The 17044-nt window shown below is 68.9% G+C and carries 20 protein-coding genes; 12 read left to right on the forward strand and 8 right to left on the reverse strand.

The window, feature by feature from the left end:
* Positions 1-18: 18 nt before the first annotated feature.
* Positions 19-1242, reverse strand: a complete 1224-nt coding sequence (locus tag MPPM_RS16515; protein ID WP_096485988.1) for a tyrosine-type recombinase/integrase — start codon at positions 1240-1242, stop codon at positions 19-21.
* A gap of 301 nt (positions 1243-1543) precedes the next feature.
* Positions 1544-2917 carry an MBOAT family O-acyltransferase gene (locus tag MPPM_RS16520; protein ID WP_096485989.1) on the reverse strand — a complete coding sequence of 458 codons (1374 nt, stop codon included), beginning with the start codon at positions 2915-2917 and terminating at the stop codon, positions 1544-1546.
* 343 nt (positions 2918-3260) lie between these two features.
* On the opposite strand from MPPM_RS16520, the gene MPPM_RS16525 reads away from it, so the two are divergent.
* Complete coding sequence (locus tag MPPM_RS16525; protein ID WP_017486294.1) at positions 3261-3557, forward strand: GCG_CRPN prefix-to-repeats domain-containing protein; 297 nt, start codon at positions 3261-3263, stop codon at positions 3555-3557.
* A gap of 58 nt (positions 3558-3615) precedes the next feature.
* Here MPPM_RS16525 and MPPM_RS16530 read toward each other — a convergent pair whose 3' ends face one another.
* Positions 3616-4053 carry a flagellar assembly protein FliX gene (locus MPPM_RS16530; protein ID WP_096485990.1) on the reverse strand — a complete coding sequence of 146 codons (438 nt, stop codon included), beginning with the start codon at positions 4051-4053 and terminating at the stop codon, positions 3616-3618.
* 260 nt (positions 4054-4313) lie between these two features.
* Here MPPM_RS16530 and MPPM_RS16535 point away from each other — a divergent pair, with 260 nt between their 5' ends.
* The 5 genes from MPPM_RS16535 to MPPM_RS28395 all read left to right on the forward strand — a co-directional run bounded on the left by MPPM_RS16535 (position 4314) and on the right by MPPM_RS28395 (position 7495).
* Entirely contained in the window at positions 4314-5438 is a 1125-nt protein-coding gene (locus tag MPPM_RS16535) for a flagellar basal body P-ring protein FlgI (RefSeq protein WP_432419859.1), read from the forward strand.
* 26 nt (positions 5439-5464) lie between these two features.
* Positions 5465-5824, forward strand: a complete 360-nt coding sequence (locus MPPM_RS16540) for a rod-binding protein (protein ID WP_096485992.1) — start codon at positions 5465-5467, stop codon at positions 5822-5824.
* Positions 5814-6293 (forward strand): hypothetical protein, encoded by a 480-nt coding sequence (locus MPPM_RS16545; protein WP_096485993.1) that lies wholly within the window; start codon positions 5814-5816, stop codon positions 6291-6293. Before MPPM_RS16540 ends, MPPM_RS16545 begins: the two co-directional genes overlap by 11 nt.
* Before the next feature lie 129 nt (positions 6294-6422).
* Entirely contained in the window at positions 6423-7130 is a 708-nt protein-coding gene (locus tag MPPM_RS16550) for a hypothetical protein (protein WP_096485994.1), read from the forward strand.
* 182 nt (positions 7131-7312) lie between these two features.
* Complete coding sequence (locus tag MPPM_RS28395; RefSeq protein WP_017486300.1) at positions 7313-7495, forward strand: hypothetical protein; 183 nt, start codon at positions 7313-7315, stop codon at positions 7493-7495.
* Positions 7496-7513: 18 nt separating this feature from the next.
* On the opposite strand, the gene flgH is transcribed toward MPPM_RS28395, so the two are convergent.
* The 4 genes from flgH to flgF are packed head-to-tail and all read right to left on the reverse strand — an operon-like array spanning position 7514 to position 10935.
* Positions 7514-8263: a flagellar basal body L-ring protein FlgH gene (gene flgH / locus MPPM_RS16560; protein WP_096485995.1), complete on the reverse strand. Its 750-nt coding sequence runs from the start codon at positions 8261-8263 to the stop codon at positions 7514-7516.
* Positions 8264-8315: 52 nt separating this feature from the next.
* Complete coding sequence (gene flgA / locus MPPM_RS16565) at positions 8316-9365, reverse strand: flagellar basal body P-ring formation chaperone FlgA (RefSeq protein ID WP_096485996.1); 1050 nt, start codon at positions 9363-9365, stop codon at positions 8316-8318.
* A gap of 11 nt (positions 9366-9376) precedes the next feature.
* Positions 9377-10168 carry a flagellar basal-body rod protein FlgG gene (flgG, locus tag MPPM_RS16570; protein WP_017486303.1) on the reverse strand — a complete coding sequence of 264 codons (792 nt, stop codon included), beginning with the start codon at positions 10166-10168 and terminating at the stop codon, positions 9377-9379.
* Between the two features lie 26 nt (positions 10169-10194).
* Positions 10195-10935: a flagellar basal-body rod protein FlgF gene (flgF, locus tag MPPM_RS16575; RefSeq protein ID WP_096485997.1), complete on the reverse strand. Its 741-nt coding sequence runs from the start codon at positions 10933-10935 to the stop codon at positions 10195-10197.
* A gap of 274 nt (positions 10936-11209) precedes the next feature.
* On the opposite strand from flgF, the gene fliL reads away from it, so the two are divergent.
* The 4 genes from fliL to MPPM_RS16595 all read left to right on the forward strand — a co-directional run bounded on the left by fliL (position 11210) and on the right by MPPM_RS16595 (position 14323).
* Positions 11210-11728, forward strand: coding sequence for a flagellar basal body-associated protein FliL (fliL, locus tag MPPM_RS16580; RefSeq protein ID WP_096487886.1), 519 nt, complete (start codon positions 11210-11212; stop codon positions 11726-11728).
* Positions 11729-11790: 62 nt separating this feature from the next.
* A complete protein-coding gene (gene fliM / locus MPPM_RS16585) occupies positions 11791-13008 on the forward strand; it encodes a flagellar motor switch protein FliM (protein WP_096485998.1) in 1218 nt (405 codons plus the stop codon).
* Between the two features lie 14 nt (positions 13009-13022).
* Positions 13023-13529 (forward strand): DUF6468 domain-containing protein, encoded by a 507-nt coding sequence (locus tag MPPM_RS16590; protein ID WP_096487887.1) that lies wholly within the window; start codon positions 13023-13025, stop codon positions 13527-13529.
* Positions 13526-14323 carry a MotE family protein gene (locus MPPM_RS16595; protein WP_096485999.1) on the forward strand — a complete coding sequence of 266 codons (798 nt, stop codon included), beginning with the start codon at positions 13526-13528 and terminating at the stop codon, positions 14321-14323. The genes MPPM_RS16590 and MPPM_RS16595 overlap by 4 nt, the downstream gene beginning before the upstream one ends.
* A gap of 3 nt (positions 14324-14326) precedes the next feature.
* Here MPPM_RS16595 and MPPM_RS16600 read toward each other — a convergent pair whose 3' ends face one another.
* Positions 14327-14821 (reverse strand): glutathione peroxidase, encoded by a 495-nt coding sequence (locus tag MPPM_RS16600; protein ID WP_096486000.1) that lies wholly within the window; start codon positions 14819-14821, stop codon positions 14327-14329.
* A 187-nt stretch (positions 14822-15008) separates the two neighbouring features.
* On the opposite strand from MPPM_RS16600, the gene MPPM_RS16605 reads away from it, so the two are divergent.
* Entirely contained in the window at positions 15009-15710 is a 702-nt protein-coding gene (locus MPPM_RS16605) for an invasion associated locus B family protein (protein WP_096486001.1), read from the forward strand.
* A 65-nt stretch (positions 15711-15775) separates the two neighbouring features.
* Complete coding sequence (locus tag MPPM_RS16610; RefSeq protein WP_096486002.1) at positions 15776-17041, forward strand: lytic murein transglycosylase; 1266 nt, start codon at positions 15776-15778, stop codon at positions 17039-17041.
* Positions 17042-17044: the final 3 nt, after the last annotated feature.

The following is a 17044-nucleotide window of genomic DNA, read 5'->3' on the forward strand; positions in this document are numbered from 1 at the left end:
GTGTCACGCCTGCCATCGTCAGGCCTCCGGCACGAGGTCGTTCTGCATGGTAAGCATCAAACGGTCGGCCTCCTCTTGTGTCGCTCTGCGGGCGTAGGACGCCCCCTGCTCGGAGGTTTCCTTCCAGCCCATCAGGAAGTTGCGCAGTTGCTTCTCGACCGCCTCCCGCAGTTCCGCATCGTCGGCTAACCGTGAGAACCGGTCGTTCCACGTATGCCGGAGCAGATGCGCGCTCATGTTCCCTGGAACGCCCTCGCACGTGCGCAGCGTGCGGAAGATCGCCTCAGCAGAACTTTTCGAGAGGCCCACCCCGCGGCGGGACACGAACACGTATTCGGATCTGCTGGCTTTCCCGTAGATCTTCTTGTCCTTGCGATCCTTGATGATCCAGTCCCACAATACCCTGGCCAGCGCCTTGGCCACCGGCAGGGGACGAGCCTTCGTCTTCACCAAGGGCTGCCGCTGGCGCGTGTCGGCGGGATCGTCGGCTCTGCGTACGACGAACAGCCTGGGGGTGGGTCCCTCCAAGCGCAGGTCGGTCGTCTTCAAGGCCAGGGCTTCGGACAGCCTGAGGCCGAGCTGGTAGTAGAGGAGCACCAGCACGAAGTTCCGGAACTGGTACTTGGCGGGGAACGGGTTTGCCGCGGAGCCCGGGACGATGGCGCGCAGGAGAGCAGCCTGCTGTTGCTCGTCCAGGCCCTCCCGGCTGACGGGCACGGGCTTGGGCAGGTCAGCCACGAGCCACTTTTGGCAATCTTGCAGCCGTTCGCGGGCTTCCTGGAACGAGACATCCACGCGGTCGAGCTTCTGAATGCCGAAGCCGGCGTGCCACTCGATATACCTGGCGACGATCCGGCAGCGCGTGATCCAGACGGCAGGGGAGACCGTCGCATCCCCACGGCGAGAGCCGACGCCGGCGGATCGAAGGGATTGCCGGAGGCCCTCGATCTCGAACGGCCGGAAGAAGCGGAGCCCCTGGAGGCGTTCGAGCAGATCGATGCCGCTCCTCTCCGCCCAGATGTGAAACTGGGCGATGACCCGAGCCTTGCCAATCATCGTGCCGGAGGAATGCCCCGGCGAGCGCAGGCGCGTGACCGCGTAGAGAACGGGCCAGTATGCCCCGAGACCGTCCGGGCCCTCGGTGAACGCGAAGCGCTCCCCGTTGTCCCAGATCGTTTCCTTAACCGTATAAGTGAAATCGTCGTTCAGTAGCAGAGGCTTACCTCGCTTATTGGACGACAAGTATACTGGAAAACCCTGCTCCTGCCTATCGCGCAGAGCATGCTCGGTTAACGAGCCTCGCCCCAATGAGCCGCGAGACCTAGAACGGCTGTCTCCTGCTGCGGCGCCCGAACGTCCTTCTGTCCTATCGCGTTAATTTTATCTGGCAATATCAGCATTTTACGTGCGTTTTTTGACGATCTTTTGTACTGCGGGTATTTTCGCGACGACCGCAAAAGCATGTAAAAAAGGCTGCTCGACGAAAATCGAGCAGCCGCAATGGTTTATACCACATAGTTTACACGGGCAAACGTACGGTGATCTAGAACTGGAAGTAGATGAACTCGTAGTTCGCATCGTCTCCGATCTTGAGGAGCACGACGACGAACAACAGGGCGAAGGCCGCTGCGAGCCAGCGGTTCGGAGGCAGGCGGTGTACCGCGGCCCAGGCGGTCGGACCGATCATCGCGACGGCGGCGGCGATCAGGATCGTGCGCCACTTGAAGCCGGAACCCGTCGGGGCCAGCCCGAACAGCCCCTTGTAGATCGCGAGGGCCGCCTCGAACGAGGTCGCGCGGAACAGGACCCAGGTCAGGATCACGAAGCCGGCGGTCAGCGTCCAGCCCAGCAGGTGCGGCATCCGCCCTCCCGCCCGGCGCCACAGCACGCCGGCCCCGAGACCGATGCCGTGGGCGGCGCCCCAGGCGACGAAGGTCAGCCCCGCCCCGTGCCACAGGCCGCCGAGCGTCATGGTGGCGAACAAGGCCCCGACCTGGACCGCGAGACCGCGCCGGTTTCCGCCCATGGCGATGTAGAGGTAGTCGCGCAGGAAGCGCGACAGCGTCATGTGCCAGCGCCGCCAGAAGTCGCGCAGCGAGGTGGCGCGGTAGGGCACGTCGAAGTTCTGCGGCAGCACGATCCCGAACAGCAGCGCCAGGCCGAGCGCCATGTCGGTATAGCCGGAGAAATCGAAATAGATCTGGAAGGTGAAGCCGAGCGTCGCCTGCCACGCCTCGGCGACGGTGACGGCCTTGCCCGCGGCGGCCGCCTGGAACACCGGGTTGACGTAGACCGAGAGCGGATCGCCGAGGAACACCTTCTTGGCGAGGCCCACGGTGAGCAGCATCAGACCGCGCCCGATCCGCTCGGCGGCGTCGGGCCGGGCGTAGGGACGCTCGTCGAACTGGTGCATGATCTCGCTCCAGCGCACGAGCGGGCCGGCGAGAACCTGCGGGAAGAAGGCGATGTAGAGGGCGTAGCGGGTCAACCCGTAGGACGGGGCGCGCCCGGCCCTCAGGTCCGTCAGGTACATGATGTGGTGGAAGGTGAAGAACGAGATCCCGAGCGGCAGGGCCAGGTCGATCCGCGGAAGGTCGATGCCGGGGATCAGGTCGGCGAGATCGGTGAGAAAGCCGAGATACTTGAAGGCGCCGAGCACCGCGAGATTGCCCGCGAGCGCGGCCGGAAACAGCCAGCCTGAACGATCCCGCGGCAGCACACGGGCGACGAGCCAGTTCAGGCCGATGGAGACGAGGAGCAGCGGCAGGAAGCGCCAGTCCCACCACGCGTAGAAGACGAAGGACAGTCCGACGAGCAGCGGCAGCCGCCATTGCGGCCGATAGCGCTCGGCCGCGGCGTGCAGCACCAGCGCGACCGGCAGGAAGGCGAGCAGGAAGACGAAGGAGTTGAACAGCATCGCGGCGCGGACGTTTCCCTTGCGACCCGGCGAGACCGGCGCGCGCCCGCTCACGCGGCCAGCCTTGTCGAGGAACGAAGCGCAGCCGTCAATCGCGACGAGGCAGCACGCAACGAAGGCGAGCGGTGATCCTGCCGTCTGCAGGGATGGGGCTCGTCTCTCGCAGAACGGGCCGACAAGACGTCGACGCGGCGCGCGCCGATCACGCCAATGTGCACGAAGACCGGGCGAGGATCAGCACCGGTCACCGCGGAGGAGAGGATCCAGTCAGCTTCGGTTCATCGAACAGGACCTAGCTTTGCACATCGGCCGTAAGCTTCGGCCCGAACGGAGAAATCGTACGATGACGCACGCGAAGGCGTTCGCATTGGCTGCGGTGATCGCCGGCAGCCTCGGTGTGGCGGGTTCGGCCCAGGCAGCTCCCTTCAGCCCCGCTCCCCTCGCGACCGCGACGGACAACGCGCTCGTCGAGCGCACCGCCGGTGGCTGCGGGCCGGGGTTCCATCCCAATCCCTGGGGCATCTGCCGCCCGAACTGGGGTCCGCGGCGCTACTGGGGCGGGCCGCCTCCGGGCTATTACCGCCCGCGGCCGTTCTACCGGCCCTACGGCTACTACCGTCCGCGGCCCTATTACTGGTGATCGCATAGATCGTGTCGTTCCGGGCCGGACCTCGCCAGGGGTTCGGCCTTTTTCATGCTCAACGTCCGATCGGCGCCTCGAGCTTGGCAAGTTCGACCGCCGCACGCAGCTCGATCTCGGCGACGAGTCCGTCGAGGCGCGGGTCGCCGCTCTCCGCCATCCGCTCGGCGAGGCGGCCGGCAATGGCCTGAAGGTCGCGCGTCGCCACGCGGCCGCCGATCAGCGCCGCCTTCAGCCGGTCGAGCCCGTCGAGCAGGTCGTGCCCGCGCTGCACCGAGCGGCGGCGGCGCTCCTTCTGCGCCTCGGCCCCGTCCTGCCCCTGAAGGGTGAGGATCGTGTCGAGTCCGCTGAGCATGCCGGTCTGGCTCGTGCCCGCGGTCGTGGCGCGGGGTGCCTCCTCGGTGCCGGCGGGTGCGAAGGCGCCCGGTGCGGCCGCGCGGCGGGGCGCGGTCAGCGCACTCGCGACAGCGGCGGCAAAGCGTGGGTCGACGCGCATCTTGGTTCGAAACCTTCTCGCGCCCGCCGATTTACGACAGGCGCCGACGAGTGAAGCAATCATCCGACACGGTTAAGCACCAGTAAACAGCTCGGCAGAAGCTGCCGGGGCGGCAGGAAACGCTGCCCATGCGAAGGTCGCCGCAGCGCGGCTCTAGCGAAGAAAGTATCGCGTCATCAGTTACTTGGAGTTTGGCACGGCCCTGGCACAGATCCGTTCGGCGCGAAGACGCCCAGACCCGTCGCCGAGTCCCGATGCCCCTGCCTCGCTTTTCCCTCGCCCGCCCGCTGATCGCGGTGCTTGCCTGCCTGACGGCGCTGCTACCGCCGGCCCCGGCCAGCGCCCTGTCGCGGGTCAAGGATCTCGCCGCCGTCGAGGGTGTGCGCACCAATCAGCTCGTCGGCTACGGCATCGTGGTCGGCCTCAACGGCACCGGCGACACGCTCAACAACATCCCCTTCACCAAGCAGTCGCTGCAGGCGATGCTGGAACGGCTCGGCATCAACACCCGCGGCGCCACGATGCGCACGCAGAACCTCGCGGCGGTGATGGTGACGGCCAACCTCCCGCCCTTCGCCACCCAGGGCACGCATATCGACGTCACCGTTTCCTCGCTCGGCGACGCCAAGTCGCTCCAGGGCGGGACGCTGGTCGCCACCTCCCTGCTCGGCGCCGACGGGGAGATCTATGCGCTGGCACAAGGGTCGGTGGCGATCGCTGGCTTCGCGGCGGAGGGCGAGGCGGCCAAGATCACCCGCGGCGTGCCGACCAACGGGCGCATCTCCAACGGCGCGCTGATCGAGCGCGAGATGGCGTTCAAGCTCAACGAGGCGCGCAGCCTGCGCCTCTCGCTGCGCAACCCCGACTTCACGACGGCCAAGCGCATCGCCTCGGCGATCAACGACTTCATGGGCGCCGACACCGCCGAGCCGACCGATCCGGCCACCATCACGCTCCAGATCCCCGCAAAGTACCGCGGCAACATGATCCGCCTCATCACCGAGGTGGAGCAGCTCAAGGTCGAGCCAGACCAGACCGCGCGGGTCGTGGTGGACGAGCGCTCCGGCATCATCGTCATGGGCCGCGACGTGCGCGTCTCGACGGTCGCCATCGCCCAGGGCAACCTCACGGTGACGATCACCGAGCAGCCGATGGTGAGCCAGCCCGCGCCGCTGTCGAACGGTCAGACCGCGATCGTGCCGCGCACCGGCGTGAAGGTCGATACCGGTGACGGCAACAAGCTCGCCCTGGTCAAGGAGGGCGTGAGCCTGCGCGAGTTGGTGGATGGTCTCAACGCCCTCGGCGTGGGCCCCCGCGACCTGATCTCGATCCTTCAGGCGATCAAGACGGCCGGCGCGCTCCAGGCCGATATCGAGCTGATGTAATTCATTTCGGATTGGGAGATCGCACCATGCTGCCCCTCGCAACCTTCGCGGCCTCCGCCGCGGTCGGCGTCGGCAAGAGCCTGATCGGCTCGCTCGCCAAGACCGATGCCGACACCATGGACACCGCCAAGGCCACCGCCTCGGCCAAGGCCCGCAAGACCGCCGACGACTTCGAGAAGATGTTCCTCGAAGACAGCTTGGAGAAGCTGACGCAGAGCGAGGGCACGGAGGGGCCGCTCGGCGAGAACGGCACCGGCGGCAATGTCTGGCGCTCGATGCTGACCAAGGAATACGCCAATGCCATCGTGAAAACCGGCGGCGTCGGAATCAGCAATCAGGTCTATTCCGAGATGATGCGCATGCAGGAGGCGGGCGGTGGCCGCTGATCCGAACCCTCCCCTGCGCCTGACCGACCGCGCCGCCGCCCTCGGCTTCGTGCAGAGCCTGCTCGCGACGATGGGGGCGCTGGAAGGCGTGCTCGCCCGCGAGAGCGAGGGTGTCCGGACCGGGCGGATTGCCCAGGCGCTGGCGGATTCCGCGTCGAAATCCGAGCTCGCCTCGGCCTACATGAACGGCCTGGAGACGGCCAAGGCCAACGCGATCGCGCTCGCCCGCTTCGCGCCGGAGGGATTGGAGGCGCTGAAGACGGCGCAGCATCGCTTCGCCACCGTGGTCGAGACCAACCAGCAGGTGCTCGCCACCGCCCGCGCCGTCTCCGAAAGCCTGGTGAAGGCGCTCGCCGAGGAAGTGGCCAAGACGCGCACGCCGTCCGTCTACGGACGGCCCTCGGTCTCGCCCTCGCCCTACGGCCGGGGCGCGCAAGGCGGACCGCTGGTGCTGTCACGCAGCCTGTGACGGCGGCCCGGCCGGGGCGCGCCGTTCACGGTTCGGCAACCGGAAGCCGATCTTATGGTTGCAGCACAACCGGGGCCGACCGATTCGCGACGCTTCGGCGGCTTCGCTCGTCGAGGGGGAGGGACGTCGATGTCCGCGATCACCGCGAACCGCGAGGGCGGGTCGGCAGCGCGTCACGGTGCGCCACTCGATCCCGCTTCCGCGAGGCGCCCGAGCGGACCGCAGGGCGCGCAGACCAGTCGCGGCCTCCCGCCCGCCGCAGCCGTGGTGAAGCGCTCCGAGACCGATCAGGCGGTCCTCGACCGCCTCAAGACCGCGCAAGACGCGGTCGCCAACGCCACCCGATCCTTCGACGAGCGCCTGAAGCTGCGCTCCGATGCCCTCGCGAGCCGGCTGAGCGCGGCCTTCGCGGAGAAGGGCATCCCGCTCGACGATCCGGTCTCGCTTCGGATCGAGTCGGGAATTGTCGTGAGTGACAGCCCCTACCGGAAGAAGATCGAGAAGATGTTCAGGGACGATCCTGAATTGGCCAAGGAGTTCGAGAGCGTCGCCTCCCTGAAGGCCATGCGGGCCGCGCAGAAGTCGCTGGAGCTTTACAACGACGAGAAGAAGAGCGCGCGAAGCCGGGACGAGCAGGAGGCGGCCTACGGACGCTACACCGCGCGCATGCTCGACATCCAGAAGCTGTCCGGCGTGATGACCCTGAAGGATGGCGCCCTGTCGTCGGCGGCTGAGGATTATATGGGGGTGATGTCCGGCGCCACGCCCGCGGCAACAGGCGACCCGCGGGGCGAAGTGTTCAAACGTTACGGCTCGATCCTGCGCACCGCAGCGTGACGAACGGCCCGACCCGCCCAATATCCGATCAGGGTCGCGACACGAGGATTTCAATCTTATTTTGTGCTGATAACGTTCGGCGAAGTCATCGCCTCAGCCAGCCCCCACAGATTGGAGCGGCTTGACTATTCGGAACTTTCCGTTCGCGCGCCACTTGCCCCCGAACACAATCACCGGAGGAAATGGCTGTGTCGAACGATGTGCTGATTCCGTTGCTCGCGATCGTGACCATTGTCCTCGTCGCGGCCTTCGCCATCTGGCAGCGGGGCCGGGTGGCGCAATCGAAGCATGACCCGCAGCGCTCGGCCTTCACCCAGACCCACGGCGAGGCGCCGCGGCCGAACCGGCCGGGCACCGAGCATTGAGGCCGCCGCGCCCCACGATCAGAACGGCAGCAGAATATCGACGAGCTGCTGACCGTAGCGCGGCTGCTGCACGTCGGTGATCTGGCCGCGGCCGCCATAGGCGATGCGGGCCTGGGCGATCTTGCTCGAGTCGATCGTGTTGTCGGACTCGATGTCCTCGGGCCGCACCACGCCCGCGACGATCAGCTCACGCACCTCGAAGTTGATGCGGATCTCCTGCTTGCCCTCCACCACGAGGTTGCCGTTCGGCAGCACTTGGGTGACGACCGCTGCGACGTTGGTGGTCACCGTCTCGGCGCGCTGAACCGAGCCCGCGCCGTCGCTCGACGAGGTCGAGGTCCCGTTGATGAGCTTGTCGGGGGAGATGCCCGCGGCGGCCACGCCCGCGCTCTTCTCCAGCCCGAAGGCGTTGGGCAGGCCGAAGCCCTCGGCGTTGGTGCGCGAGCGCTTGGTCTCGTTGTTGAGATTGGCCCGGTCGGTCACGTTGACCTTGACGGTGAGGAGGTCGCCGATGCGGGCGGCGCGCTGATCCTTGAAGAAGGCGCGCGAGCCCGTGCGCCACAGGGAGTTCGGCGCGTAGGAGACCGGCGCCACGTCCGGCATCGCCATGCGCACCGGCCGGTAGCCGGGCTGGGCGGTCGGATCCTCGATTGCCGAGAGCGACGGGGTAGCCCCCACCTGCGAGAGGCGGTCGACGGTGTTGCAGGCGCCGAGCGGCGCGAGCGCCAGGATCACGGCGAGGCGGGGAAGAGTGCGGCGAGCGGTCATCGGAGGGATCCGGCGCTGGCGAGAGGGGAAGGGCGGGGGAGGGACGAGCCGCTCAAGGAGCGGCGCTGGCCTGAAGGACGGGCTGCGGCTGCGGCGCGGGTCCGACCGAGACGCGGCCGGGGCCGATCACCACGGCCTGGAGCACCTTCTTCGAGGCGCCATTGGTCACCGCGACGCTGGCGCCGAGCCGGCCGTTCTCGTTGGCGACGCCGCGCATCGAGAGTGAAACTCCGGGTGTCTCGAACACGATGGCGACGCTCTCGCCGCGGGCGACGAGATCGGGCGGCGCCACGTCGCCCGAGCGCAGGACCGAACCGGCGCTCAGGGAACGCTGCGCCACCTGGCCCTGGACCAGACCCGGCGCGCCCTGCACGTCGGCCGGGACGGCGTCGCGCGGCCGGCGCTCGATCGAGAGGTCGGCACTGGCGATCGCCTCGCCGCGATTGAGGCTGCGGGTCAGCACCGCCACTTCGCGGGTCTCGACCGCGACGCCGGCGACCCGGAGCGAGGCCTGCCGCTCGCCGAGCACGATCAGACCGGCGACCCGGCGGGAGCGGGGATCGTAGGTGACATCGACCGCCGCCGCCTGTCCGTCGAGATCGAGCGGGGCGAGCAGCACCGGCGCGTCGCCGTCGAGCCGCACCGACAGCGCCTTGGCCTCGAGGCCGTAGCCGGTCTCGAGCGCCCGCTTCAAGGCGGCCTCGATCTCCGGCGGACCGACCCGGCGGGCGGCGCGCTGCACCGTGACCTGCACCCGGCCGCCGGTCTCGATGCCGGTGAGGCCGAGGGCAGCGACGGATTCGATGATGCGGCGGGCCTGGATCGTGCCGATCGCGCCGAGCGCCGGGGCGCGGAACAGCGGGCGGGCGGCGAGTTCGGACGGCGCACCCTCGACGAGGTCGCCGAGGCTCAGCGTGTCGCCGCGCGCGGTCACGTCGCCGCGCAGGCGCAACGGAGAGCCCGCGGCCATCAGCGGCAGGGCGAACAGGGTCATCGCCATGAAGGCGGCGAGCGCGACGACGGTCCGGCCGATCACGCCGCGCGACAGGGGGGTGACGGCGGGCGGGACGGAGTGGCGGAGCGGCCTGTGGTTGTGCGTCACGGGTCGGATCCTCAGCCGCGGAACATCTGCGAGGTGGTGGAGAGCATCTGGTCGGCGGCGGTGACGACCTTGGAGTTCATCTCGTAGGCGCGCTGGGCCGCGATCAGCGACGAGATCTCGGTGACCGCGTTGACGTTGGCCTCTTCGAGGTAGTTCTGCTGCAGATTGCCGAAGCCCTCGGAGCCCGGCAGGCCGGTGATGGCCGGCCCGGAGGCGGCGGTCTCCACGAACAGGTTGTCGCCGATCGATTCGAGACCGACCTTGTTGACGAAGCGGGCGAGCTGGAACTGGCCGAGTGCCTGGGGCGCGGTCTGGCCGGGCAGGGTCGCCTGGACGGCGCCGGTGGCCGAGATCGTCACCGAGGTTGCGGTGTTGGGCACCGTCACGCCGGGATCGAGCAGGTAGCCGTCGCGGGTCACCATCTGCCCCTGCGCGTCGAGGTCGAACGAACCGTCGCGGCTATAGGCGGTACGCCCGTCGGGCAGGCGGATGCGGAAGAAGCCCTCGCCGCGGATTGCGACGTCGTAGTCCTTCTCGGTCTGGGCCAGCGGGCCCTGCGTCATGGCGCGGGCGGTCGAGGTGGTCTTCACGCCGGAGCCCAGGGCGAGGCCGGCGGGCAGGATCGTGTTCTGGTCCGAGGTCGAGGAGCCCGAGCGACGCAGGTTCTGGTACAGCAGGTCCTGGAAATGCACCTGCTGGCGCTTGTAGCCGGTGGTGCGCAGGTTCGCGATGTTGTTCGAGATGACCTGGACGTTGAGTTCCTGGGCCGCCATGCCCGTGGCGGCGGCGTAGAGGGCGCGCATCGGCGTCGGTCCTTAGAGCCGGGAGATCAGGCGACGTCGGCGAGACGGCGGATCGCCGTGCCGCGCAGGTCGTCGAGGCGCGAGATCACGCTCGAGACCATGGTGTAGGTGCGGTTCACGTCCATCAGCCGGGTCATCTCGACCACCGGCTTCACGTTGGAGCGCTCCAACGCGCCGGGCTCGAGATGCGCGCCGGGACCGGCGGGCCGGGCGGGCGCCTCGGACGAGAACAGGTTGGCCCCCTCCGACTTCAGCGCCTGCGCGTTGGCGAAGGTGACGAGGCGCAGGCGGCCGCGGATGCCGAGATTGGTCGAGACCGTGCCGTCGGGCGCGATCGCGAGGCCCGTCTCCTGCTGGCCGATGGTGATCGGGCCGCCGTCGCCCTGCACCGCGTAGCCGTCCGAGGTGACGAGATTGCCCCCCGCGTCGAGTTCGAAGGCGCCGTTACGGGTGTAGCGCACCCCCTGCGGGGTCTGAACGGCGAGGAAGGCGTCCCCGCGCAGGGCCACGTGCATCGGGTTGCCGTCGGGCTCGACCGGTCCCTGCGAGAGGTCGAGCGGCGTGCCCTGGTCGATCACGTAGGAGAGGCGCCGGTCGGAGCGCTGGAAGCTGTCGGCGGAGGCCACCGGCATCAGGTATTCCTGAAACCGGGCGGAGCGCGCCTTGAAGCCGGTGGTCGAGACGTTGGCCATGTTGTTGGCGATGACGTCGAGTTCGCGGGCGAGCGCGGCCTGAGCGGAGACTCCGACGAAGAGCGCGTTCTGCATGGTGTGCCTCGGATGGCGACGGGTTCGTGCTCTCCACCGCAGGGGCCGTGCCAATCCGGCCGGTCTCGTTTTTACCTTGACGGACAATGACTTGAGGCATTGCGGTCTGGAAACGGGCACCAGCGCGCACCGCGCCGGCGGCAAGTCCGACCCGGCAAGTTCTGCCGCCTTAACCGAGGGTTAACCACGTCGGTCGAGAAGGGAGTGAAGGGGATTGCGTCCTGCGCGCGAGCCTCGCCCGATCGTTCCGAACCGGTTCGCCGACGAGCAGCAGATGGCCAAGAAGCCGAAGAAGGCGCCCGCGGCCGAGGGCGAAGAGGGCGCGGCGGAAGCGCCGAAGTCCAAGAAGAAGCTCATCATCATCGCCGCGGCGGTTCTGCTCCTCGGCGGCGGCGGGGGCGGGTTCTTCTTCATGAAGAGCCGGGCGGCGCATGCCGATGCCCATGGCGAGCACGCGGCCGAGAAGGTCGATCCGAAGGCCCAGGCCGTCTTCCTCGATGTGCGCGACATGATGGTCAACCTCAGCCCCGATCCGGGAGCGACCAAGGCCAACGTGCTCAAGCTGCGCGTCGCGCTGGAACTGAAGGACGCCAAGGTCGAGGCGACGGTCAAGCCGCTGCTGCCGCGGGTGGAGGACGCCTTCCAGACCTATCTGCGCGAGATCCGGGCGAGCGATCTGGCCGGCTCGACCGGCCTGTACCGCCTGCGCGAGGAGCTGCTGCGGCGGGTCAACATCGCGCTGCATCCCGCCAAGGCCGAGGCGGTGCTGTTCAAGGACGTGATCGTTCAGTGAGCGGCCCGTCCATCTCCGCCCGAATCCCCAACGCTTAAGACAGACGCGAGCGCGCGACAGGCATGACCGGTCCCGAGGACGAGCTGGAGGACGATTGGGCGGCCGCCTTCGCCGAGCAGGGCGAGGGCGGCGGCGGCGACGCCTCGCTGGCCGAGGAATGGGGCGCGGCACTCGCCGAGCAGGGCACGACCAAGAGTGCGGGCGACGTCGCCGCCGAGTGGGCGACGATGATCGAGGACGGGGAGACCGAGAATCTCCCCGAACTCGCCGGCAACGACCGCATCCTGAACCAGGACGAGATCGACGGCGTCCTCGGCTTCTCGCTGCGCGAGCTCTCCGCCTCCGGGGCGGGCGGCGTTCGCGCCATCGTCGATTCGGGCGTCGTCCAGTACGAACGCCTGCCGATGCTGGAAATCGTCTTCGACCGGATGATCCGGTTGCTGTCGACGTCCCTGCGCAACTTCTTCCAGGACAACGTCGAGGTGACCCTCGACAACATCACCTCGGTCCGCTTCGGCGACTACCTCAACGCGATCCCGCTCCCCACCCTGCTCGGCGTGTTCAAGGCGGATGCCTGGGAGGGCTCTGGCCTCGTCACCGTCGAGCAGACGCTGGCCTATTCGACCATGGACCTGCTGCTCGGGGGCAAGCGCGGCGGCTCGTCGAGCCGCCTCGACGGGCGGCCCTTCACCACGATCGAGATGAGCCTCGTGCGCCGCCTCGTCGAGATCATCCTCACCGACCTCGAACTCTCGTTCCAGCCGCTCTCGCCGGTGCGGTTCGGGATCGACCGCATCGAGACCAACCCGCGCTTCGCCACCATCACCCGGCCCGGCAACGCCGCGATCCTGATCACGCTCAAGCTCGACATGGACGGGCGCGGCGGCGGGATGCAGATCCTGTTCCCCTACGCGACGATCGAGCCGATCCGCGACCTGCTCATGCAGAGCTTCATGGGCGAGCGGCTCGGGCGCGATCAGGTCTGGGAGAGCCACCTCGCCACCGAGATCTGGCAGGCGGACGTGGAGATGGAGGCGGTGCTGCACGAGGTGACGCTGCCCCTGAAGCGGGTGCTCAACCTCAAGGTCGGCGACACCCTGATGTTCGACCGCAAGCCGACCGACCTCATCACCGTGCGCTGCGGCGACTGGGCGCTGACGCAGGGGCGGATCGGCCGGATCGACGATTCGATTGCGGTGCAGGTCGCCCGTCCCCTGCGGCAGTCGCGCACGACGCTGCAGGCGTACGAAATCTCGATGCAGAACAGTAACGACGGCTGAGTGGCTGGGGCTTGATGATGACCTTCTTCGTCTCGATGGCCGCCGACGTTCTCGTCGCCGTTCTGCTGGTGGCGACCATCGTCTCATCGGTGAAGCTGTCGAGGCGCATCAGTAAGCTCAAGGCGGACGAGGCGGCCCTGCGCTCGACCATCGGCGACCTCGTGGTGGCGAGCGCCACCGCCGAGCGCGCCATCGCGGGCCTGCGCGCCACCCTCGACGAGTGCGACCGCACGCTGACCGAGCGTCTCGCCGGCGCCGAGCGCACCAGCACCGATCTCGTCGCGCATGTGGAGGCGGGCGAGAGCGTCATCAGCCGCATCGCGGCCATCGTCGGCCAGGCGCGGACCGCCACCGCAGCGGCGCCCGCCGCATCCTCCTCCGCCGCCTCTGCCGGCCCGCGCCCAGTCGTGGTCGAGGCCGCCCCGGTCGGCGGCAACGGCGAGCGCGTCGGCGCGGCGCTCGCCGCCGCCCAGGCCCTGTCCGAGCGCGCCCTCGACCGTCTCCGGGCCAGGGCCGCATGACTCTGCCCGCGCGCCGACTCGCACGCCTCGCGAGCCTTCCGGCACGCCCCTTCCGGCTGCGCCTGATCGACGCCGTGACCCTGGCGGCGATCGGGCTTCTCGTGCTCAAGCTCACGGCCCTTCTGGCCGACGACCCGACGCCGCCCGGCACGCCGCTGCCGGACTTCGCCCGGGTGCTGGCCAAGGCGCGGAGCAACTACGAGCCGACTGATCCGACGACGACCGGCTCCGTCTCCGCGCCGCCCAAGCCGGCCGAGCCCGCCCCGCCGCCGGTCTATCAGCCGGTGGTGCCGGAACCGGTCTCGGAGAGCGAGCGGGCGATCCTCGAGAAGCTCGCCGCCCGCCGCGAGAGCCTCAAGCAGCGCGGGAACGAGCTCGACCTGCGCGAGCAGATGCTGAAGGATGTCGAGCGCAAACTCGAATCCGGCGTGGCCGACCTGAAGGGCGCCGAGGACAAGGTCGGATCCGAGGGGACGAAGCGGGCCGAGGCCGAGCGGGCCGGAATGAAGGGCATCGTCCTGATGTACGAGACGATGAAGCCGAAGGACGCAGCCCGGGTGTTCGACCGCCTCAACCTCGAGACGCTGGTGCCGATCGTGACGGCGATGAACCCGCGCAAGATGGCCGAGGTGCTGGCTCTGATGGGCTCCGAGCCCGCCGAGAAGCTGACCGTGGCGCTCGCCAACCGCGCCCGGGGCGTCGACGCTCCGCAGGTGGCCGCCGCTGCCCCCGGCCTGCCGCCGGGCGAGTTGCCGGCGATCGATCCCGGCCCGGCCGCCCGGCCCGTGCGCTGAGACCTACCCGCCCGGCGCCGCCATGGCCCGTTCGATCGCGCCTTCGAGGGCCGCCGGCTTCGTCGAGGGCGAGAAGCGGCCGATCACCCGGCCGTCGCGGCCGATCAGGAACTTCGTGAAGTTCCACTTGATCGCCTTCGTGCCGAAAAGCCCGGGCTTCTCTCGCTTGAGATCGACGTAGAGCGGGTCGGCCCCGGGACCGTTGACCTCGACCTTGGCGAGCACCGGGAAGGTCACATCGTAGGTGAGCGAGCAGAACTGCTCGATGGCGGCGGCGTCGCCCGGCTCTTGGGCGCCGAACTGATTGCAGGGCAGGCCGAGCACCACGAGGCCGCGGGCGCGATGGCGGCGCCAGAGCTCTTCCAGGCCCTGATATTGCGGCGTGAAACCGCATTTCGAGGCGGTGTTCACCACCAGCAGCACCTTGCCGCGATACTGCGACAGGGGATGGGCCTCGCCGCGGGCGTCGCGCGGGGCGTGATCGTAGAGGCTCGTCATGATCGGCTCGGGTGCCTTCTCTTGCCCAATAATCCCACCTTCATCCGGGAACTTGTCCTGAATTTCGTGGAATGATTCCAGGCTTGACCGCAAATTTCATTGTCGCAGTGCTGTGCGGCGTCGGTGCAATTGCATCCTTCTTAAAGCGAGGCTAGGCGCCCCTTACGACACCCTTAGGAGCCCGACCATGCCGCCTCTGCCCCGCGGAACCGCGTCCGTCACGACGCTTCTGCTCGCCGGAATGCTGGCACTGACAGGGCCGGTCACCGTTCAGGCGCAGGAGGATGCCGCGCCCGAGGCTGCCCCCGCGGAGCCGGCCGCCAAGCCGAAGCCGCGCCCGCGCAAGCCCGCTCCGAAGAAGGAGGAACCCAAGGAGGCGACCAGCGCCGCGCCCTCCGGTACGGTGCTGGAACCGGCGGCGGCCTCCGGCTCCGCCCAGTGGCCGGCCGGCGCCAGCTCGGTCAGCGAGAGCTACGGCGACTGGACGATGAACTGCAACCGCGCCGAGGCGCGCACCGACTGTGTCATCATCCAGTCGCAGGGCGACCGGCGGACGGGCAAGCGGCTGTTCAGCTTCGAATTGCGGCCGCCCAAGGAAGGGAAGAGCGAGGGCCTGATCCTGATGCCGTTCGGCCTCCAGATCGAGCCGGGCGTGTCGTTCAAGCTCGACGACCGGCAGCTCGGCAAGGGGGCGCCGTTCTCGTTCTGCGTCACCGACGGCTGCCTCGTGCCGGTCAGCCTTCCGACGCTGGCCACCGACACGATGAAGACGGCGACGAACCTGACCATTTCGGCCACGAAGCCGGACGCCAAGGAGCCGACGATCATCACCGTGCCGCTCTCCGGCTTCGCTGCGGCCTTCGCCCGGGCGAGCGCCTTCGGAAGCTGAGGCTGCGCTACTGACCGCGAGGGCCGGCCTCGCGATCGGGCTGAGAAATGGTAAGGCATGCACCCATGCGGCCTTCAGCCAGAGCACTGCTTCTCGCCACCCTGACCCTCGCCGGCGCGTGCCCGGTACGGGCCGAGGCGCCGGCCGACCCCGTGAGGAGCCCGGCGGCGAGCCCGGCTGCGCCGGATTTTGCGCAGTGCCTCGACGGGCTGAGGACGCTCGCCGAGGCGCGCGGCGTGCCGCGGCCGGTGGCCGAGACCGCGCTCACGGGAATCGCACCCGACCCGTCCGTGGTGCCGGCGACCCAGTCCCAGGCCGAGTTCGTCAAGCCGATCTGGCAATATGTCGAGGCGAGCGTGACGCCGGAGCGGATCGCGACGGGACAGGCCAAACTCGCCGAGTGGTCCGAGGTGCTGGGGCGGATCGAGGCGGCCTACGGCGTCGATCGGCACATCCTGGTGGCCTTCTGGGGCGTCGAGTCGAATTACGGCGCGGCGCTCGAAGGCGGTGGGATTCGCCCCGTGGGGCCGGCGCTCGCCACGCTGGCCTGCGGCGACCCCACCCGTCCCGGCCTGTGGCGTGACGAGCTCGTCGCGGCCCTGAAGATCCTTGCCGACGGCGATGCCGACGCGGAGCGGATGCGCGGATCCTGGGCCGGCGCCATGGGCCATACCCAGTTCATGCCGACCGCCTTCCTGCGCCACGCGGTCGATTTCGACGGCGACGGCAAGCGCGACATCTGGCACTCGGTGCCCGACGCGCTCGCCTCGACCGCCAATTTCCTCAAGCAATCCGGCTGGCGCGCGGGCGAGGGCTGGGGCGTTGAAGTGCTCCTGCCGGACACGTTCGATTACCGGCTCGCCGACGAGACCACCGAGCGGCCCTTCTCCGAGTGGCGGGCGCTCGGCCTCGCGCCGGCCAACGGTGCCTTTCCCGAGGGTGCGGAGCGCCGCGCCGCCCTGCTGCTGCCGACCGGCGCGAAGGGACCGGCCTTCCTGCTGGAACCGAATTTTCGGGTGATCCTGCGCTACAACACGGCGCTCGCCTACGCGCTCACCGTGGCGCATCTCTCCGACCGCTTGCGCGGGGCGCCCGGTTTCACCCGCGACTGGCCGCGGGGGGACCGCATGCTCACGACGGAGGAGCGAACCGACCTGCAGACGCGGCTCGCCGTCCTCGGCCACCCGGTCGGTGGTGCCGACGGCAAGATCGGGCCGAAGACCCGCGCCGCGATCCGCGCGTTCCAGGCAGCGACGGGCCTCGTGCCCGACGGCTACGCCGACGCCGCGCTCCTCGACAGGGTGCGGGACGCGCAGAAGCCGGCGCAGTAGCTC

It is taken from the genome of Methylorubrum populi, assembly GCF_002355515.1.
Taxonomy (GTDB): Bacteria; Pseudomonadota; Alphaproteobacteria; order Rhizobiales; family Beijerinckiaceae; genus Methylobacterium; species Methylobacterium populi_A.